The 20,403-nt window shown below is 63.7% G+C and carries 15 protein-coding genes; 9 read left to right on the forward strand and 6 right to left on the reverse strand.

Annotation, left to right across the window (positions count from 1 at the left end; all coding sequences use genetic code 11):
- Positions 1–24: 24 nt before the first annotated feature.
- Together CXQ91_RS02175 and CXQ91_RS02180 are read left to right on the forward strand one after the other, a co-directional pair.
- Complete coding sequence (locus CXQ91_RS02175; RefSeq protein ID WP_104172267.1) at positions 25–1,650, forward strand: glycosyltransferase; 1,626 nt, start codon at positions 25–27, stop codon at positions 1,648–1,650.
- Positions 1,647–2,549, forward strand: coding sequence for a glycosyltransferase family 2 protein (locus tag CXQ91_RS02180; protein WP_219816486.1), 903 nt, complete (start codon positions 1,647–1,649; stop codon positions 2,547–2,549). Before CXQ91_RS02175 ends, CXQ91_RS02180 begins: the two co-directional genes overlap by 4 nt.
- A gap of 67 nt (positions 2,550–2,616) precedes the next feature.
- Here the strand turns inward: CXQ91_RS02180 and CXQ91_RS02185 are convergent, their stop codons facing one another.
- The gene (locus CXQ91_RS02185; protein ID WP_104172269.1) at positions 2,617–3,750 is read right to left on the reverse strand and encodes a polysaccharide pyruvyl transferase family protein; all 1,134 of its coding nucleotides are present in this window, start codon (positions 3,748–3,750) and stop codon (positions 2,617–2,619) included.
- Between the two features lie 182 nt (positions 3,751–3,932).
- Between CXQ91_RS02185 and CXQ91_RS02190 the strand changes: the two genes are divergently transcribed.
- Positions 3,933–6,050, forward strand: coding sequence for an acyltransferase family protein (locus tag CXQ91_RS02190; protein WP_258073792.1), 2,118 nt, complete (start codon positions 3,933–3,935; stop codon positions 6,048–6,050).
- Positions 6,051–6,128: 78 nt separating this feature from the next.
- On the opposite strand, the gene CXQ91_RS02195 is transcribed toward CXQ91_RS02190, so the two are convergent.
- Both CXQ91_RS02195 and rfbA read right to left on the reverse strand, forming a co-directional pair.
- A complete protein-coding gene (locus CXQ91_RS02195; RefSeq protein WP_104172271.1) occupies positions 6,129–8,108 on the reverse strand; it encodes a DUF6541 family protein in 1,980 nt (659 codons plus the stop codon).
- Positions 8,109–8,126: 18 nt separating this feature from the next.
- On the reverse strand, positions 8,127–8,999 hold the full coding sequence (gene rfbA, locus CXQ91_RS02200; RefSeq protein WP_104172272.1) for a glucose-1-phosphate thymidylyltransferase RfbA: 873 nt from the start codon (positions 8,997–8,999) through the stop codon (positions 8,127–8,129).
- Between the two features lie 106 nt (positions 9,000–9,105).
- On the opposite strand from rfbA, the gene rfbB reads away from it, so the two are divergent.
- From rfbB to CXQ91_RS02225, 5 genes are all read left to right on the forward strand, one after another.
- Entirely contained in the window at positions 9,106–10,104 is a 999-nt protein-coding gene (rfbB, locus tag CXQ91_RS02205; RefSeq protein WP_104172273.1) for a dTDP-glucose 4,6-dehydratase, read from the forward strand.
- Positions 10,105–10,107: 3 nt separating this feature from the next.
- A complete protein-coding gene (locus tag CXQ91_RS02210; protein WP_104172274.1) occupies positions 10,108–11,514 on the forward strand; it encodes a bifunctional dTDP-4-dehydrorhamnose 3,5-epimerase family protein/NAD(P)-dependent oxidoreductase in 1,407 nt (468 codons plus the stop codon).
- A gap of 120 nt (positions 11,515–11,634) precedes the next feature.
- Positions 11,635–12,300 (forward strand): glycosyltransferase family 2 protein, encoded by a 666-nt coding sequence (locus CXQ91_RS02215; protein WP_258073793.1) that lies wholly within the window; start codon positions 11,635–11,637, stop codon positions 12,298–12,300.
- Between the two features lie 32 nt (positions 12,301–12,332).
- Positions 12,333–12,680 carry a DUF2304 domain-containing protein gene (locus CXQ91_RS02220; protein ID WP_104172276.1) on the forward strand — a complete coding sequence of 116 codons (348 nt, stop codon included), beginning with the start codon at positions 12,333–12,335 and terminating at the stop codon, positions 12,678–12,680.
- Positions 12,681–12,721: 41 nt separating this feature from the next.
- Positions 12,722–13,927 carry an acyltransferase gene (locus CXQ91_RS02225; protein WP_104172277.1) on the forward strand — a complete coding sequence of 402 codons (1,206 nt, stop codon included), beginning with the start codon at positions 12,722–12,724 and terminating at the stop codon, positions 13,925–13,927.
- 151 nt (positions 13,928–14,078) lie between these two features.
- On the opposite strand, the gene CXQ91_RS02230 is transcribed toward CXQ91_RS02225, so the two are convergent.
- Positions 14,079–15,188 carry an NAD(P)-dependent oxidoreductase gene (locus CXQ91_RS02230; protein WP_104172278.1) on the reverse strand — a complete coding sequence of 370 codons (1,110 nt, stop codon included), beginning with the start codon at positions 15,186–15,188 and terminating at the stop codon, positions 14,079–14,081.
- A gap of 61 nt (positions 15,189–15,249) precedes the next feature.
- Positions 15,250–16,137, reverse strand: coding sequence for a glycosyltransferase (locus CXQ91_RS02235; RefSeq protein WP_104172279.1), 888 nt, complete (start codon positions 16,135–16,137; stop codon positions 15,250–15,252).
- Positions 16,138–16,295: 158 nt separating this feature from the next.
- Between CXQ91_RS02235 and CXQ91_RS02240 the strand changes: the two genes are divergently transcribed.
- On the forward strand, positions 16,296–17,579 hold the full coding sequence (locus CXQ91_RS02240) for a hypothetical protein (RefSeq protein WP_104172280.1): 1,284 nt from the start codon (positions 16,296–16,298) through the stop codon (positions 17,577–17,579).
- A 60-nt stretch (positions 17,580–17,639) separates the two neighbouring features.
- On the opposite strand, the gene CXQ91_RS02245 is transcribed toward CXQ91_RS02240, so the two are convergent.
- A complete protein-coding gene (locus tag CXQ91_RS02245; protein WP_104172281.1) occupies positions 17,640–20,360 on the reverse strand; it encodes a GH25 family lysozyme in 2,721 nt (906 codons plus the stop codon).
- Positions 20,361–20,403 lie beyond the last annotated feature (43 nt).

Consider the following 20,403-nt stretch of genomic DNA (forward strand, 5'->3'; position numbering starts at 1 on the left):
ACACGAATGCAGTAGGGAGTGCAGATGAGTAGGGCCCGTAAGCTCTTCGAAGTTTTGGACGACGGCGGTTCAGGCCTGGCCGGCGGAGAGGCCCGGCTCTCCGATCGGGAAATTGGCCTGCTTGTTGGCGGGTTGAACTATCACTCACTGATCCAGCCCGGCCGGGAATTCAAGGTCATAGTCCTCCGAGCACCGGACGGCGAGTTTCCCCAGCTGACCGGCTACGCCTGCCACCGGCACGAGTGGGAACCGAACCGTACCGTCGTTTGCACGGTTGGCGTAAAAAGCACGGTTCCGACGACGGCGTCTGCCGATTCGCCGGTCGTTCCCCTCGTCATCGATTTGGGCGGGGAACGCGCCGAAGGGGGAGCAACCTTCTACGACCGCCCGGGCCGAAAAGCCAAAGTGCTTCGTCTTGCCCGGTTTGGAGCGCCGATCGCCTTCGACGCCCTGCGCCAGGGACTGACCGACTACCACGAAAAACGCCTCACACCGAACCGCCGGCCGCATCGGATGGCTCCGATCGAATCCACCGCGCCGCTGCGCAGCCCGTCCGAAGACGGCGAGCCGGCAATCATCTTCGGGCTGCACTGGCTGGAAATGGGAGGGGCGGAACGATGGGCCATTGAAACCATCGCGCTGGCCCGCGAGGCCGGCTTCCTGCCCATCGTGTTGACTGACCGTGAGTCGGCCCACCCCTGGATTGTGCGCCCCGAACTGGACGGCGCGCTGGTCCTGCCGGTGAACCTTCCCATTTCAGACGAGGAAGAATCCGAACTGCTGTTGGCACTGCTGACGAAGTTCTCGGTTCGCGGTATCCACGTCCACCACAACGGGTGGCTGTACCATCGTCTCCCATGGTTCAAGGCCATGGATCCCGGGATCCGGACGGTCGACTCGCTGCATGTCATCGAGTGGCGGACCGGCGGCTTCGTCGAATTGGCCGTCAAGCTGTCCAATGCCATTGACATGCACCACGTCATTTCGCCGCAGCTGAGGGACTACATGGTCCTGCAGCGGGACGTCCCGAAGGAACGGGTTTCCCTCGCGCCGCTGTACGGACTCAGCGAGGTGTCGGCTGCCCCGAAGGCGGTAAAGGACCCGGAGCGGCCCTTTACGGTGTCCTTCGTGGGCCGGCTCAGCCAGCAGAAACGCCCTTATCTCTTCCTCCGTTATGCCGCGCAGCTCCGGCGCTCCACCGATCAGGACGTGCGCTTCATCCTGCACGGATCAGGGGCCCTGGCTGAAGAGACCTCGCGGCTTGTCGCGAAGTACGGTCTTTCAGACTGTCTTGAGCTGCGTCAGCCGCCGCGTTCCGTGGACGACACCCTGGCCGACTCGGACCTGCTGGTGATTTCCTCGGACAATGAGGGGCTGACACTCACGACCTTTGAAGCGACAGCCCAGGACGTGGCGGTACTGTCGACCGACGTCGGCTCACAGGCTTCCCTTGTGTCCGACAAAGTCCTGGTACCGAGGCAGCCCCTCGCGTTCATCAGGGAAGCTGTCCAGCGCACCAAGGCGATCATGGCCTCGGAGGAGTTGCGTGAACAGATCGTGGAAGAACAACGGCAGAAAATCGCCGCGCTCAAGGAACTCCCGGAAGCACGGGAATGGACCACAGGACTTTACGAAGGATGGAAAGCATGACCGACCAGGTCGCAGCCGTAGTCGTCACCTACAACCGTGTTGACAAGCTCGGAAGGGTTCTCGACTCGATCCTCGCCCAGAGCCGGCCCGTTGACCGGCTGATTGTCATCGACAACGCCAGTACGGACTCCACACCACAGCTGCTCGCTGTCTACGATGACGATCCGCGGGTCGAGATCGTCCGCCTGGATTCCAACACGGGCGGTGCCGGCGGTTTTGCTGCCGGTATGGAGCGTGCCTACGAGCGCGGCGCCGACTGGGTATGGATCATGGACGATGACTGCTACACCGAGGAAAGCGCCCTGGAGAAGCTTCTGGCCGGGCACGCGGAAGCTGAGAAGGGGCTCGGAAGGAACGTACCGTACAGCTGCTCGCTGGTCCGCTACACCGACGGTTCCATCTGCGAAATGAACAACGCAGGCCCCACCTGGGACTGGGGTCGTCTGATCGCACAGGGCCAACGGGCGGTCCTCATCACCAACTGTTCCTTCGTCTCAGTCCTGATTCCCCGCCGGTCCATCGCCAAGTACGGACTGCCCTTGGTAGAGTACTTCATCTGGTTTGACGACATGGAATACACTCTCCGGATCAGCGCAGAAGGACCCGGTGTACAGATTATCGACAGCGTGGTAACCCACGACATGCCCGAAAACCGCGGCGTGAACTTCGGCGACCTGAACCCCGGGAATGCCTGGAAGTTCCTCTACGGAGCGCGCAACGAGTCGTCGTACCGCTGGCACCACGATGACAAGCTCGCCTGGCTGCAGTTTGTGGTCACAACGTACGCCTGGATGGTCAAGGGCGGCGTCGGGCGTCGACTCCAGCTTCGAGTTGCAAAAAAGATCCTGGCCGGCATCAAGTTCGATCCGAAGCCGAAAATGGCCCGCAGCGTCCGCTGAACCATTGACCGCATAACCGCATAACAAAAGGGGGCCCTGCAGGGCCCCCTTTTGTTATGTCCAGGCCTTAGCGGACCGGATACAAAGCCAGCGCTTCGGTTCTCTTGCTGCCCGCCAACCGGGTGGCAGTTGCTTCAAACTCGGGCGAACCGGTCGGTTCCGGAAGTTCGGCGTCGCTGCTTGCGGCGGCGTACGTCCAGCCGGAACCTAGATCCAGCAGCGAGCGATGCTTGATGTCGTAGTAGTCGTCAAGAATGCCGATGGCCACGCCCTGAGCGCCCGCGGCCGCCGCAACCATGTGCGGATGGAACCTGGACGTGTACCACTGCTGGCCCCGGCGGACTGGCAATCCGTCACTCCAGACCTGTGTGAACGGGACGAAGTTCTCTTCCGGGATGAGGCCTTCAAGGGCGTCGAACATTCGACGGTCCGACCCCGGGATCGCCTCCACGTAGCCGACCGAGAGGCCGTTTGCGAGGGCGTTTTCGACAACAACCCGCAGTTTGTCCCTGAGCCGCGAGAACGTGGGTTCATCGGTCATGTCGCTTTGGATGCACAACATGACATCCTTCGCGCGGGACTGGACGCGTGGCGATTCAGTACTCCGGCGCAGCTCATGGAGAAGGCCCAGGAAGACATCGTCCAGTCCCGTTTCGAGGCCGAGGAAGGCCGCGCTGGCGTCGTCGCGAACGCTGACCGCCGAGAAGTCCGCGAACGTCTTCGCCAGCAGTTCCGCGTTTTCAGGCGGGGGCATCAGGCCGAGCCCGGAACCCACCAGCCTGCAGCCGTTCAGGTTTCGTGCTGCGGCCATTCCCGCTACCAGCCCTACATGGTCCGGCCAGACACCATTGACATAGCCGCCGCCCAGGAGGTGGATCGAGTCCGCCTGGCCCAACGTCATGAGCCCGATGTCGTACATGGGCGTACCGCCGCGGGTGACGACGTTGACCACGTGATCCCACACGGCCTGGGCAGACTGATCCGGAGCCTCGGCGCAGGAACGCCACAGCGTATTCGTGGCATGGAAACCAGGGTGGATTCCGGCAAAGAGTGCACTTGCGGTACCGGGCTGGGGGCAGTCAAGCCATACGGATGCGTCGGGCCGGACGCGGGCCAGGAACCGCAGCCACGCAGCTACGATCAGCTCATCGCCATAGTTCGGGTTCCCACCGGAGGCAACGAGATAGATGTTCTCAGTCATCGGCCAAGGTTAACACTTTCCTTTGGCGTCAACCCAATTAGGGCAGCGCGAAAACCGGCGACCCGCCAGCCTCCAACTTGGGCGCGTAGCGGACCATGGCATAAGCTACCTTGGGCCCGGCTATACGCGACCCACTACTGTGAAGTCTGAGGAGTTGGGTGGGTTTGTCGACAAGTCGAACTGTGCCATTGGGGCAAGGGGCGGAGTTCCACCAGCGAGAACGCCGCCCGCGACCCGCGTCCCGACCGAAAAGCGGCTTCCGTGCGGACATTCAGGCTTTGCGTGCGATTGCCGTTGGGATGGTTGTTCTGGGCCATGTGTGGCCCAACAAGCTAACCGGCGGCTACGTGGGCGTTGACGTGTTCTTCGTCATTTCAGGCTTCCTCATCACGTCCCACCTGTCGAAAGAGATTTTCGCGACGGGAAAACTACGCTTGGCCGCCTTCTATTCCAGGCGTATCCGCCGGCTGTTGCCGGCGGCCTTCGTGGTACTCGTTGTATCCCTCATCGCGGCAGTGATGATCCTTCCGTTTTCCAGATGGACCGACACCGCCCAGCAGGTTTTGGCAAGCGCACTCTATGCCGAGAACTGGGTTTTGGCGGCCAACGCCGTTGACTATTCGGCATCCACCGAATCCGCCACAGTTGCACAGCACTACTGGTCACTGTCCGTGGAAGAACAGTTCTACCTGCTCTGGCCCCTGCTGATGGTGGGTCTGGCGACGGCGGCGGTCCGTTTGAGGGCCCGGCCCCGGGTCATCGTCGCGGCGGGAATCGCCGTGGCTGCCGCCGGCTCATTCGCCTTGTCCGCCTACCTTGCCGACGCGGGCCGCCATGAGGCCTATTTCTACACCCAGGTGCGGCTGTGGGAATTCGGTGTGGGTGCCGGGCTGGCCCTGATGGTCAACAGGCTCAAATTCCCGCCCGTCGCCGCAAATGTTCTCGCGCTCCTGGGATTTGGCGGTCTGATCGCCGGTGCTGTCCTGTATAACGCGGGTACGCCCTTTCCGGGCACGGCCGCGCTCCTGCCGGTCGTAGCCACCGCAATGGTCATTGCGGGCGGAACCCCGGGCCATTTCATGTGGCACAGCCGGGTGACCTCCCTGCCGCCAGTGCAGTTCCTGGGGAACATCTCCTACTCGCTCTACCTCTGGCACTGGCCCCTGATCGTTGTGGGCCCGTTCCTCATTGACGCGGAACTCCACACACCAGAGAAGCTCATTCTGTTGGCGATAGCGATTCCCCTGGCGTGGGCCACCAAAGTCTGGGTTGAGGACAAGGGACTGCAGTTCCGGCCGAAGTCCAGGCCCGCCGTGAAGACCGTGGTGGCCATGGTGCTGGGAATGGCTGTGATAGCAGCCGGCTGCGCCGGTGTGTCCCTGGGACAGCAATCCCGGGTGGCAGAAGCAGAACAGATCATGCTCAACCAAAAGACGTCCATCTGCTACGGCCCCCGGGCAATGGACCACCCTGCCAAATGCGGGGACCGGTTCGGGCCCGCCTTCGTGTCGACGATGAGCGAAGCAAACGCTTACCACAAGACGGCCTCCGAATGCACGGACAACCTGGACATCCTCATGGCAGGTGACAAGAGGACCACAAGGTTTTGCGACTTCAGCGGCGGTGCCCCGGACGCCCCGACCGTCTGGCTGGTCGGGGACTCCCACGCCCAGCAATGGCAGGCCCCTTTGTTCGACATGGCCAAAAAGAACAAATGGTTGCTTAAGATCAGTTTCCTGGGCGGCTGCCCACCGGCAGCGGTGACGTATGCAGGCTTCTATGCGTCGGTGGCCGACCAGGGCAGCGTCAACAACTGCAGGTCGTGGGGGCGGGCCGTCTCCGAGGCCGTGGCCGCTGACAAGCCCGCCTACGTCTTCACGTCCGCCTTTGCCCGCAGGGAACGTGTCGACGACGGTTCAGGACGGTCCCAGAACGAACAGTACGCAGAAGGCTTCGGCAAATACTGGAAGGCGTGGACGTCCGCCGGCAGCACAGTGGTAGTCCTGGCAGATCCGCCCTACAACGTCGATGTCCGGCCTGCAGACTGTCCTCTGCTCAACGTAGAGGATCCCGCGCGTTGCGCTGTGGACAGGGCCGCGGCAGCTCCCCTGGATCCCATGGTCTACGCGGCGCACGCCAATAAGGACCCGCGACTGAAGCTCGTTGACCTCACCGACTACTTTTGCGACAGCGGCCGGTGTTACAGCGTTGTGGGGGGCGTGGTGGTCTATTTCGACGTCAACCACCTGAACGTGGAGTTCAGCAGGCTCCTGGGCCCGATGATCGAAGCCCGGCTCTAGGGGAGCGGCAACGCTTCAAGCTCCAGGTGACTCAGGCCGCAGGTGACTTCGGCCCCAGGAGACATCAACCGCAGGCCCTTAGCCGCAGGAGACAACTTTCAGCAGCCTGGCGTGGCCTTGGCTGTCCACAACCTTCACTGACGGTGAATCCTTGACATCCACAACACCTCCAAAGCCCTTGGCGGCCGCTGCGTTGGCCAGGTACTTGGAACCGAAGTCCAGGATGTAGTCGACGTTCCGCGCCTTGGCGATCGAGCACACGTCGGAGCCGGGCAGTGCCTCGCCGATGTCCTGGTTGATGGCCGTGAGCGCGGGGTCGTCAGTGGAGAACATGTGGTACGTACTGACTTTGCGGCCCGTAAGGGCGTACGCCAACGAGCCTCCGTTCCAAGGGTTCACCGCGATGGTCGCGTTTTCGGGAACTGTCTCCGGCAGGCGGTTGATCACCGCCAGCTCGTCTGAGTCGACGATCGGCGACGCGGCGTCCATAACATACGCCCGTGACGCCTCCTCGGTAATTCCCCGCATGGTTCCCGTCTGCGTAGTAACCGTGGCGGCCAAAATGAAGATTGCCGCCAGCGCCACAGGGGCCCCAGCGGGGTACTTGCGGCTCAGCGCCCCGTTCACCCTGGTGGCGGCCTTCGCCATCGGAGCCTTGAGGGCATCCCACAGGAACAAGCTGCCGATCGCGGCGAGGACCACGGTGAAGATTGGCAGGAGGGCCGCAAGCCGGTAGCTGTCCTGATACCAGCCGCCCGTCAGCAACATCCGCCAAAAGCCCTTGGGCGCGGACGCGGTGGTGATGTAAAGGAATACCGGCACGAGCCAGCACAGGACGATCCAGAGGTCCCGGGAGTGCCGTAGCACCCGCTGAAGGCCAATGAGGGCCAGGATGGAGACGGCCCATGCGACGGGACGCCCGATGGGTGCATTCAAAATGACCTCGCCCACCGCGCCGGTCAGGCTCGTGAACGGTGCCCACCCGTCGTATTCGACGAGCGGACGCAAAACCCGCCAAACCAGGGCAAACACCAGCAGCCCCGCAAAGGCTGCCCCGATGATGATCAGTGGCTGCAGCGGACGGAACGTGCGGTCACGGAGGCCCAACAGCTCGCGGCCTGCGACCCACAGGCCGAGGGGGAGTGAGAACGCGACCAGGGACAGGAGCCCGTTCGTCTGTGACAGGGCCAGCGCGGGGACAGCCACTGCAAGCGCCATCCACAACATTGTCCGGTCTTCACGCTTGTCGAAACCAAGCCTGCACAGTCCAATGACGAGTGCCACGGCCGCCGGCAGCAGGGCGTAGGACAGGATGTTGGGGTACAGCGGTCCGAAGTCCATGATCGAGATCGGGAATGCCGTGAACCCTGCGGCGAAGACGCCCGTGAGGGCCAGGGCCACGGGCCGTGGCCCGACGATCTGGTGCACCAGGAAGATCAGCGCCGCCGGCCAGAACACCGCACCAATGATGATGTTGAATACATTCTCCGCCACAACCACGTCCGAGGCGGAAAGCTGAGCGATCAGGGCCGCTGTGGAGTGCCACGCGGAGGGATAGATGGCGCCGCCGCCTTCGCCGCCCGCCATGCCTCCGAGGGTCAGTGAGGATGCGCTGCCGGTCTCGAGAATGTAGCGGATGGCGTTGAGGTGGAACACATTGTCAAAGCGCTGCGCGAAGTTCTCCGGGCTGCCAATGACTTCCGCGAGTCGCCGTGCGGTCAGGAATGCACCAACGGCCATGCCGGTGGCGGCACCCGCCCAGGCACGGAAAGGTGTCGGCTCCTGAACTGCAACCTTGGCCTTAAGCACAAAGCGTCGCAGGGCCCATGCGGCGGCGGAGGCACCCGCCGTGGTCAACAGCAGCGGCAGGACGTTCCATCGCAGGCCCACAGCGCCGGCAGCGATTCCGGCCACGCCGATGATGCCGACAGTGAGCAGGGGCGCAAGGCACAGGAGCGGCAGCCGCCGGGCCCCCATGAAGTAGGCGAGCACTCCGCCGGGGCCGAAAGTGATGAGAAGAGCGACGGCAAATGCGGGCAGGGCGTTCCACCAGGACATGTAGGGCTATACCTGTTCTTAGTTGTTTGCGCTGCGGAGAAGTTCCAGCAGGTAAGCTCCGTAGCCGCTCTTCACCAGGGGTTCGGCGCGTACGCGGAGTTCCTCGTCGCTCAGGAAGCCGAGCCGCCACGCGATTTCTTCGGGTGCGCCGATTTTCAGGCCCTGGCGGTGCTCTACGGTGCGAATGAAGTTGGACGCATCGTTGAGCGAGTCGAACGTGCCGGTGTCCAGCCACGCCGTGCCGCGGGGAAGGATTTCAACCTTCAGCTGGCCGCGTTCCAGATAAGTGCGGTTGACGTCCGTGATCTCGAGTTCGCCGCGGGGGGAAGGCTTGAGGTCCTTGGCGATGGCAATGACTTCGTTGTCATAGAAATACAGTCCGGGAACGGCGTAGTGGCTGCGCGGCTTCTCCGGCTTCTCTTCCAGGGAGATCGCTTGTCCGCTGCCGTCGAACTCCACCACACCGTAGGCTGTCGGGTCCGAGACCCAGTACCCGAATACAGCACCGCCCTCGATGTCCTTGAAGCGGCGAAGCTGGGTGCCCATGCCCTGGCCATAGAAGATGTTGTCGCCCAGTACCAGGGCCACCGGCTCATTGCCGATGTGCTCTTCGCCGAGAACGAATGCCTGCGCGAGTCCGTCAGGACTCGGCTGCTGCTTGTACGTAATATTGACGCCAAATTGCCAACCATCGCCGAGCAGGCGCTGGAATTGTTCGGCGTCGTGGGGCGTAGTGATAATCAGGATGTCCCGAATGCCGGCCAGGATGAGGGTGGAGAGCGGGTAGTAGATCATGGGCTTGTCGTAGACAGGCACCAGTTGCTTGCTTGAGCCAAGAGTGATCGGGTGCAGCCGCGAGCCTGTGCCGCCAGCCAAGATGATTCCACGCATGCGCTCTATCATTGCGTGCATTGTCACGGCCAGCAAACCAGTAAGACCTGTTGTGGAGGGCCCGTCGCTGAAAGTCCCGGCTGCAGGCGCGCGCTAAGCTGGCTGAATGCAGAAACTCCTTGTCACCGGCGGTGCCGGCTTCATCGGTTCCAATTTTGTCCACTACGTTCTCGAGAACACCGAGGATCACGTCACGGTCCTGGACAAGCTGACGTACGCAGGCAACCTGGAATCCCTGAGGGGCCTTCCGGAGGAGCGCTTCCGCTTCGTGCAGGGCGACATCTGCGACGCCGCCCTGGTCGACGGGCTCGTGGCCGGCGCCGACGTGGTGGTCCACTACGCGGCCGAGTCGCACAACGACAACTCCCTGCATGACCCCCGCCCGTTCCTGGACACGAACATCATCGGCACCTACACGCTGATCGAAGCCGCACGGAAGCACAACAGGCGCTTCCACCACATCTCCACCGACGAGGTCTACGGGGACCTGGAACTCGATGACCCGGAACGGTTCAGCGAGTCCACCCCGTATAACCCCTCCAGCCCGTACTCCTCCACGAAGGCCGGCTCGGACCTGCTGGTCCGCGCCTGGGTGCGGTCCTTCGGGCTGCAGGCGACCATCAGCAACTGCTCGAACAACTACGGCCCGTACCAGCACGTGGAGAAGTTCATCCCGCGCCAGATCACCAACGTGATCGACGGGATCCGCCCCAAGCTCTACGGCAAGGGCGAGAACGTCCGCGACTGGATCCACGCCAACGACCACTCCTCGGCCGTGCTCGCGATCATCGACAAAGGCATCATCGGGGAGACCTACCTCATCGGCGCGGACGGTGAGAAGAACAACAAGGACGTCGTGGAGCTGATCCTTGAGCACATGGGCCAGCCCCGCGACGCGTACGACCACGTCGTGGACCGGCCCGGCCACGACCTGCGCTACGCGATCGACTCCGCCAAACTCCGCGACGAGCTCGGTTGGGCACCGAAGTTCTCCAACTTCGACGCCGGCATCGAAGACACCATCGCCTGGTACCGCGAGAACGAAAACTGGTGGCGGCCGCAAAAAGCCCAGACCGAAGCCAAGTACAAGGAACAGGGCCAGTAGACGATGCCGATCGAGTTCTCCAAAAAGCTGACCGCGCACAAAACGCCGATCCCCGGCGTCGTCCTCTACGACCTGCCCGTCCACGGTGACAACCGTGGCTGGTTCAAGGAAAACTGGCAGCGGGAGAAAATGGTGGCCCTGGGGCTGCCGGACTTCCGCCCCGTGCAGAACAACATCTCGTTCAACGAAAAGGCCGGCACCACCCGCGGCATCCACGCCGAGCCGTGGGACAAGTTCATCTCGGTCGCCACGGGCAGAATCTTCGGCGCCTGGGTGGACCTGCGCGAGGGCCCGTCCTTCGGCGCCGTCTTCACCGCCGAACTGGACCCGAGCCAGGCCATTTTCATTCCCCGCGGCGTGGGCAACGCCTTCCAGACCCTGGAAGACAACACCGCTTACACCTATCTCGTCAACGACCACTGGTCCGCAGACGCCCAGGGGCAGTACACGTTCCTGAACCTCGCGGACGAGACGGCCGGCATCTCATGGCCGGTTCCGCTGGAAGAGGCCGAGCTTTCGGACAAGGACAAGGCGCACCCCCGCCTCGCGGACGTCGTACCGATGCCGGCCAAAAAGATCCTCGTTGTCGGTGCCGACGGACAGCTGGGCAAAGCGCTGCGGGAACTGTACGACGGCGACGCGACCGTTGAATTCGCCGGCCGCGCCGGCTTCGACCTCGGCAGTGAAGCAGCCTTCGCGGAGCGGAACTGGAAGAACTATTCGACAGTCATCAACGCCGCCGCCTACACCGCCGTCGACACGGCGGAAACCGCGGAGGGCCGCGCCGCGGCCTGGGCCGTCAACGTTGCCGCCGTGTCACGCCTGGCCCGGACCGCCGTCGAACATGACCTCACCCTTGTCCATGTCTCCTCGGACTACGTCTTCGACGGCGTCCGCGAGAACCACGACGAGGCTGAACCTTTCACTCCGCTGGGGGTGTACGGCCAGACCAAAGCAGCCGGCGACGCCGTCGTCAGCGTTGTTCCCCGCCACTACATCGTCCGGACCAGCTGGGTCATCGGTGAAGGCAACAACTTCGTCCGCACCATGGCGTCCCTCGCCGGCCGCGGCATTGAACCGTCCGTGGTCAACGACCAGATCGGCCGGCTCAGTTTCACCGCAGACATCGCGGCGGGCATCCAGCACCTGCTGGCATCCGGCGCCGCCTACGGCACCTACAACCTGAGCAACGACGGCGAACCGCAGTCATGGGCGGACATCGCCGCAGACGTGTACGAGCTGTCAGGCCAGCCCCGGACCGCCGTTACCGGCGTCAGCACCGAAGAATACTTCAAAGGCAAGGACGCAGCGCCCCGGCCGCTGAACAGCGTGCTGGACCTGGCAAAAATCCAGTCCACAGGCTTTCATCCGGCCAGCGTCGCCAGCAGGCTGAAAGAGTACTTGAGCTAGCCGAAGGGCGCCGGCGCGCCCTGAACCGGGCATGAATTGCCGGATTCACGGCCTTGGCAGCGGCATCGGGCTCCGGTGCCGCTGCCAAGCCGGAGGCGTGCCATATGCAACAATTGATCTGTGAGTCGCACCTGGATCGTAATCCCCATGTACAACGAGGCTACTGTCGTAGGTTCGGTCATCGAGGGGCTGCGGAAGCAGTTCCCCCACGTCGTTTGCGTTGATGACGGCAGCACGGATGGATCACAGGAGAAGGCGCGGGCGGCTGGCGCCGTCGTTGTTCAGCACCCCATCAACCTGGGCCAGGGTGCCGCGTTGCAGACCGGCATCGAGTTCGCCCTGCAGGATCCGGAACTGGAGTGCATCGTAACGTTCGACGCCGACGGCCAGCACCGGGTTGACGACGCCATGGCCATGGCGGAGCGGGTGAAATCGGGGGAGGCCGAAATCATCCTCGGCTCGCGCTTCCTGGACGACCGCACAAAGCTCTCGGCCGCGAAACGGCTCGTGCTCAAGACGGCAGCCATTCAGTCCAGGCTTGCCACAGGTATGAACCTGACGGATGCACACAACGGGCTGCGCGCCTTTAACCCCCGTGTCGCCTCCAATATCCACCTGACCCAGAACCGGATGGCCCATGCTTCCGAGTTGGTGAACCAGCTGGCCAGGCTCAAGCCGAAATACGCTGAGCACCCCGTGGAGATCATCTACACGGACTATTCCAAGTCCAAGGGACAGTCCCTGCTGAACTCGGTCAACATCGTGGCCGAACTGTTCTTCAAATAGCCCCCAGTTCTTCAACAAGCCAAGGTGTCGGATTGCTAATCATTGTCCAAATTATCCTCGTTGCTGCCGTCATGGTGGTCTCGCTCGCCTTGATGCGCGGCGGTTCCAACGCCCGGCACCTGGCCGTACGCCGCATCCTGCTGATGATCTTCGCAGTCGTCGCGGCGCTGTCGGTGTTCTTTCCCGAGGCGCTCACCCGGGTTGCGGGCTTCCTTGGCATCGGACGAGGAACCGACCTGGTGCTCTACGGCGCGGTAGTTTCCCTCTTCGTTTTCATGGCTACCACCTACCAGCGCTTCCGCCACGCTGAAAACGCCCTCACTAAGCTCTCGCGCCGCATCGCGATCGATGAAGCCGAGAAACCCGGGCAGCTGAGCTAGTGGAGGAGACCTCCGCCACATCCCAAATCACGCGAAAGCCGATGGCCGCTTCGGCTGCCTCGAGCCGGGTTGAGCTGCGGGGTTCCGGAGCGCGCTGGGGCAGGGCGCTGGATCCGCGCAACAACAGCATGAACATGATCAGGCTGGGCCTGGCTGCCATGGTGCTCTTTGCCCACAGCTTTTATCTGGCTGGTGCGGGGGAGGGGCCCCATCTTCGCGGTGAGAACCTTGGCGGCTGGGCTGTTGCGGGCTTCTTCGCCCTCAGCGGATACCTGATCACCGGGAGCCGCTTCACCAACGGCCTCGGCGAGTACCTCGTACACCGCGTCGCCAGGATCTATCCCGCGTTCCTGGCGTGCCTCGCGGTCACGGTCCTGGTGTTTGCCCCGCTCGGATTCCTCCGCCAGAACGGCACTTTGGCGGGCTACTGGACCACGGAAACGACGCCGCTCCGGTTCGTCTTTTCCAACCTGTTCCTTGAGATGAAGAACTACGATGTGGCCTTCACTCCGGCGACTGTGCCGTTTGCCGGCTCGTGGAACGGGTCACTCTGGAGCCTCTACTACGAGTTCCTCTGCTATCTGATCATTGCGGCCATCGGAGGCCTGGCGTGGGTCCGGCGCTCACCGGTGCCGCTCGCGCTGGCTTTCGGCGCAAGCGTCGCGGTCTACGCGAACCTGCCGGCCATCATGCCCCTGCTGCAGGACACTGACTTCTCCCTGCTGGCGAAATTGGTGCCGTTCTTCCTCGGCGGAGCCCTTGTCCAGTCGATCTCCAAATGGGTTGGGCTTCACTGGGCCACCGGCCTCGGGTCCATCGCGGCGGCCGTGCTCTGCATTTTCGCTTTTCCTGTATGGGGAGGCCAGCTGGCCGGCCCGTTTATTGCCTACGGCCTGTTGTGGGTCTCGTCAGTGCTGCCCTCACCGAAGCTGATCCGGATCCACGATGTCTCCTACGGGTTTTACATCTACGCCTGGCCAGTTCAGCAGCTGTTGGCGCTCTATGGTGTGCATAACCGGGGCATGGCCATCTACATCCTTTCCTCCGCTGCCGGCACACTGGTCCTGGCCACGCTCAGCTGGCTGCTGGTGGAGCGGCCTGTCATGCGTGCGGTCCGGCGGCGGCGCAAGGCATCGGTGCCGGCTGCAGTTCCGGCAGCGGCGCCTCCCGAAGCCGCGAACGAAAGCCTATCTGTGCCTGCCGACTCCCCGGCGGAAGCCGGAGTCACCACGGCAGGAAGACGCTAGCACGACGGCATCGTGACCGCGGGTGTGTGTATGGTCCGCGCAATCGACGCAAAAAATGAGGGCCTCCGGTAATCGATTGAGTGCAATCACCCAATCGATACCGGAGGCCCTCGTTTTTGTTTGCCCAAGCAAACGTTAGCGGGCAGTAAACCTAGAGCTTTGCCTCTGCCGGCAAGCGCCCGTCGATCCATTCAGCGAGGCGTGCAATGCCGGCCTCCAGGTCGTAGCGGGGTTCCCACGGCAGCGCGGCCTTGGCCGGCTCCACATCGGCCCATGCATGCCTGACGTCGCCCTGGCGGAACTGGCCCGTGACGTGCGGCTCCGGTGCGCCGTAGTGGCGGCTGATGATCTCGGCGGCCGTCCGGATGGTCTGGAATTCACCCGATCCGATGTCGAGGGCACCATCATGTGCCTCGTCAGCGACAGCGGCTGCAACCACAGCTGCGGCGACGTCGTCGATCAGCACGAAGTCGCGGCGCACCTCGCCGTCCTCGTAAAGCGGGATGGACTTCCCGGCTTTTGCCATCCGGCAGAAGAGGGACATGATCCCCGTGTACGGGTTGATGAGGGACTGGCCGGGGCCGTAGACGTTCTGGAGGCGCAGCACGGCGGCTTCGACCCCGTAGGACTTGGCCCACGACTCCAGGATGTTCTCCTGGGCGAGCTTCGTGGAGCCGTACACGCTGACCGGAGCCGGGGCAACGACGGAAGCAGACATGGCCACGGGCTGGGCCGCGGGGAAATCCCACTGCGAACGTGACAGGATTTCGTTCGATCGCTGGCCGGGATAGAACAGGGTCCCGTCCGCGTCTGACTTCCAGGCGCCTTCTCCATATACAGCGCGGCTGCTCGTCAGGACGATGCGGCGCGGCAGCTTACCGCTGCGGTTCAGGCCATCCAGCATCTGCGTGGTGCCCACCACGTTGGCGATTGCGTGTCGCGTGGATTCCTCCAGCGACTGTCCGGTTCCAGTCTCGGCGGCAAGGTGAATCACGACGTCGGGCGCGACGTCCGGGAGCACCTCGTCCCAGGTCTGAGCCTCAGTGATGTCACGAACGATCAGCTCGACGGCAGGATCGAGTTCCTCCGGCCGCGACTGGCTGGCGTGGATCTGCGGGTGCAGGCTGTCCACAGCTACCACTCGGTCGAACGCCGCAACCAGGGCCGGGGAAATGGCGCATCCGATAAACCCGGCGCCTCCCGTCACGAGGACAGTACCCCGTTTGGCAGTGGACGTTGTTGATGACGTTGAGGGGGTCACTAGTGAGGCCTTTCTGGGGCGGACATCTGCAAGGTCCAGTTTCTCATAGGACTGGCGCGGCTCAGTGACCGAAAGCGTGCCTGAATGTGGCCTTGACCGCTTTCGGATTGCGGGAGAGCAGGGCTCCGGGCATGAGGGTGACGGCGTGCAGACGCGAGGTCCAGCGCACACGGGCTGCCACCGCGGCCTTCTTCCAGCCCTTTGCCCGGCAAAGGTCCTCGGCAATGCGGGCGTACTCCCGGTCGCCGGCGAAACGCGTTCCGTCGGTCAGCGTCGCCGCCGAGGCGCTTGCGGAGTGGCGGCGGTAGGAGAACGCCAGGGTCGGGACGTGAACCAGCGATCCGCCCTGCAGAACGATGTCCATTACCAGCGCCAGATCCTGGACGATGGGGAGGCCGTCGCGGAAGCTGACCTTGCGGATCGCGTCGGTCCGGAAGGCGAGGGAAGGCCAGTACAGCCAGTTGCCGCCCAGGAGACTGACTGCGAGGGATTCCCCGGCCAGGACGGTTGTGGCGTTGGTTTTGGGTCCAACGAACTTCCGCTTAACCGAATCGCCGAGGGACCGGACAACCTGTCCGGTTTCATCGATGACTTGGACTCCCGGCTGGATAACGGAAGCGTCGGGAAAATCGCGGTGGGCCTGCAGGACGACGTCCACGTAATTCGGTAGCAGCACATCATCGCAGCCAAGGATCACCATGAGGTCCTGGGTGGCCTGGGAAACACACGTGCGGTAATTCTCGGTAATGCCCTTATTGGATTCGTTCCGCTGGTAGGAGACCCGTTCATCGTCGATCGTCGCGAAGTACTCCTTTACGGAGGGATCGGGGTAGCAATCGTCGATGACTGTCAGCAACCAGTCCTCGTTGGTTTGTGCAAAGACGCTCGCGACTGTTTCCTTGAGCAGCGAAGGATCGCCCCAGTACGGTACAAAAATATCGAGCGGCATTTTCCAACTTCCACGGGTTGTCGTAGCTCATCTGAGCTCGTTCACGGGTGCCGGGACGGCGGCTTCAATTGAGCGCCCGTCCGTGTCCGACACTAATATGTTGCCATGACCTCCCACGTTATCCGGCCATTGACCCCTGCTGCCCCGGTCCTTAACGGATGACGCACACTGAAGGGAAGGCACCGCAGAAGTCGACCATTGCTGCACGCCAGGCCGCTTCGGTCGGTTTGGCGTCGATTGCTTCTGCTGCCGCCGGGTACCTGGTCATCTGGTTTGTGCCGCGGGTACTGAGCAAGGCAGACAACGCCGAGTTCCTGGCGTTCTGGTCCGCGCTCTTCCTGTTGTTCGGTATCCTCGGCGGCCTCCAAACGGAGATCATCCGGTACGTGACCGCCTTGGGCACGGCCCCTTCCGCCACGCCCGGCGGCACGGAGCAGCCCCGAACGGTTCCCCTCTTCGCAGTGGTCTTCGGCATCGCCGCCGGCGTCGCACTCGTATTGGTGATGACGTCACTGCTGTGGGGCCGCGCAGTGCTGGGACCCCACTGGGTGGTGCTGGTTCTCGTCCTCGCCGGTGCCTGCGTGGCCTTTTCCGTCCACGCCGCGTTGGCGGGCGTCCTCAGCGGACGGCACCTCTGGGGCAATTTCTCGGTCCTCGTCGCTTCCGAGTCCTCGTTCCGGCTGGTCCTTGTTCTCATCGTCGGGTTGCTGGCGGGATCCACTGCCGGGCTGGCGGCCGCGGCGGCTGCCGGGGCCCTCGCGTGGGTGCTGGTAGCCGTCTTCAGCCCTCAACTACGGTCGGCGTTCAGTATGCCGTTGGCCGTTCCCGTCAGGGACTTTGCCCGAAAAGTGGGCCACGCAAGCATCTCGACGGCCGCCAGTGCGTCACTTGTTGTCGGATTCCCGATCCTGTATCGGATCACGACACCGGCCGATGTGTACCTCGCTTCGGCTCCTCTGCTGCTTGCCATCCTCCTGACCAGGGCACCGCTGATGGTTCCGCTGGGAACCTTCCAGAGCGTCGCCATCGCCCATTTCGTCCGGCACCGCGACCGCGGCCTTGGGGCACTGCGGCCGATCGCCCTCGCCATTACCGGCGTCGCGGTAGTGGGCGCCCTGGCGGCGTACTTCGTGGGACCCTGGCTCATGGTCCTGCTGTTCGGCCCGGACTACCACGTCGCGCCGTGGATCCTCGCTGGGCTGACCGCCGCCGCCGCAGTGCTGGCGCTGCTCACCCTCACCGGCGGTATGTGTGTAGCCCTCAACCGGCACCGGGTATCTTCTGTCGGCTGGGTGAGCGCAGGCGTCCTCACCCTGATGGTCCTGCTGCTGCCCTTGGACGCGGACCTCAGGGCCGTCGTGTCCCTGCTGCTGGGTCCGCTGCTGGGCGTCTCCATCCACACGGTGGCACTGTCACGCCGCACTGCCGTCCCGTCGGCGTAGGACCCCGCGGGGCCTTACTCTCCGGAGCCATACGCTTGGGGCGGCAGTGGGGCCGCTAACTCAGTAGCGGGTAATGGTGAAGCCCGCCGTTGCACTCCATTTGATCGAGCCGCCCTTGAAGTACTGCACGCAAACATCCGCGGTGCAGGTTTCGGTGCTGGTGGGGAATCCAAAGAAGCCCTCCTGGGCCCCGTTGGTCCGCCATACGCCGCCAATGCCGCTGTTGTAGACGGCGCCCATGCCCACGCCGGATGCCCACAGGATCTCGCCGCCGGCGAACGACTGGGTGCACGATGTTGCTGCGCAGGTTTCCGTCGTCGTGGGGAAACCGAGCCGGCCCGATTCGGAGCCGAGTGAGCGCCACAAGGATCCGATGCCACCGGAGTACACCGCAGCAGTGCCGGTTGTGGAGGACCACAGGATGTCGCCGCCGGCGAAACTCTGGCGGCAGGAGCTGACGAGGCACGTCTCGTTGCTGACGGGGTAGCCCAGGCGCGCGTTCTCTGCTCCGAGGGTCCGCCAGAGTCCGCCGATGCTGCCGTTGTATACAGCCCACTGTCCGGTGGCGGGGGTCCAGTAAATGGTTCCGCCGCTGAAGGACTGCTTGCAGGTGCTGCCGGCGCAGGTTTCATCGGTCGCAGGGTAACTCAGGCGGGCGTTCTCGCTTCCCATGGCCGCCCACAATGACCCGATGCCCGTACCGCGGAGCACCCCAAACGCAGGGGCCGCGGCGGTGGGGTCCTTGAGGATCCGGCCACCCTCGAAGTCCTGGAAGCACTCTTTTCCGTCACAGAAGTTGGTATCGCTGATGGGACTGCCGAAGCGGCCCTTCTCGGCCTGGAGCGCGGTCCACTTCTTGGAAATTTCGCCGTTGACGATGGTCCGTGTCCCGGATGCCGGGGTCCAGAATATTTGGCCGCTGACGAAAACCTGGCGGCAAACTGATCCCTCACAGCTTTCGGCTGACCGGGGTGCCCCGAGCTGGCCGGAGAGTCCGCCGTCGGCCTGCCACTTGCTTCCAATGGAGGTACGCCAGACCGGGACCGCCCCCGTGGCACCGGTCCACACCATGGTTCCGCCCTGGAAGCTCTGGACGCACGAGGTGTCGGTGCACGATTTGTTGTTGGTGGGATAGCCGAGCCGGCTGGTTTCGCCGCCCAGCGCCTCCCACGCCGTTGCGATGTCCCCGGACGTGACGGCCCAGGAACCGGTGGCGGCTGTCCACAGGATCTTGCCGCCTTGGAACGTCTGGCCGCAGGCGGAGGCGGAACACGATTCGGAGGCCGTGGGGTAGCCAAGGGTCCCGGAGGTGCCACCCATGGCCCGCCAGCGCGCGCCGATTCCGCCGTTGAAGACGGCTGCAGCGTTCGTTGACGTGGACCAGTACACCTCACCGCCAACGAAAGTCTGGGAACAGGCGGTGGCAGAACAGGTTTCATCCGTTTTCGGGTACCCGAGGCGGCCGTCCACGCCGCCCCAGCCGCGCCAGGTACCGCCGATGGAGCTGAAATAGACGGCCTTGGCACCGGTGTTGGCATGCCAGATGATCTGGCCGCCTGCGTACTGCCGGTAGCATCCGCCGGCTGGCAGGCCGCAGTAGAGCGGGTGTGTCTGGGCGCCGAGCCGGCTGGAGGCGCCGCCCATCGAGTTGTACTTGTTAAGGACAGGATCGAAGCCGGTTGCCAATGCCTGGAGTTCGGCATAGCTGCCGCTGAAGACGTTCGAATCGCCGGCGAACGGGCCCTGGCTGCTGTACTGCCAGATGTCGTATTTGGTCCAACCGGCCGGCAACACGCCCGGTGAGACGGTGCGGTATGACGCGATATGGAGCGGCTGGTTTTTGAACGCCGGGCTGTTGCCCGTGCACTGTGTCCACCAGTCTGTGGTGGTGTAGATCGCGGGATAGCGGCCTGTGCGGGTGTACATCGTGTTGGAGAAGTCCGCAATCCAGAGGACCATCTGGGTCTGGGACATGTTGTAGCAGGTGTTGCCCAGCTCCGGGTATGGGTTGTATTCGATGTCCAGCAGGGGAGGCAGGGTGGTTCCGTCGCCGCTCCAGGCACCGCCGTTGGCAGCGAAGTAGTTCGCCTGCGAGGCGCCGGAAGAAACGTTCGGGATTGCGAAGTGGTAAGCGCCCCGGATCATGCCGACGCTGCGGGAACCGTTGTACTGACTGGAAAAGTAGGGGTTGAGGTAGCTGAGGGCTTCTGTCGCCTTCACATAGGCGAACAGCCCGCCCATGTTGCGCTGTTCCTGCCAATTCACCGCTCCCTGGTGGCTACTGACATCGAGCCCCTGGATGCCGGGCGGCATGTATGTGGCCTGTGTAGAAGCCCCGGTTGATTCGGTGGTTGCCCTGATCCCGAGCTTTTGCTGCAGCCCCTGGCCCATGTGCGCGCCATCCGCCCCTTGGGCGGCCTTGAGCTTGGCCAGCGTCTCTGCGTCGACCGTTGATCCCGGCGGAACGGACTCGGTGGCGGTCGGCGCCGGGCTGGGCGCTGTTCCGTCGCCCGACGACGGGGCCGGAGCGGGCGCCGTCGGGCTTTCTGTTGCAGTGGCCGTAGTCGGCGCCGCGGGGGAGCCGGGCGCCGGTGTGGCGCTGTCCGTCGGTGCGGGTGTCGACGACGGTGACGGCGCAACCTGTTCGGCGGCAGATGCCGGCAAGGCCGGCACAAAGGAACTGCACACCAGGGCTGAGGTCAGAAGGGCCGCGGCCAGTACCCGTCCGCCCAAGGAAGTTGCTGCGCCCGCACGTGCGCTTGTGACTTTGCTGAGACTCATGTTCTGCTCCGGCCGGCAACGCGCAGATCCCCACACATCGCGA

Source organism: Arthrobacter sp. Y81, from assembly GCF_002929335.1.
Classification (GTDB): Bacteria; Actinomycetota; Actinomycetes; order Actinomycetales; family Micrococcaceae; genus Arthrobacter.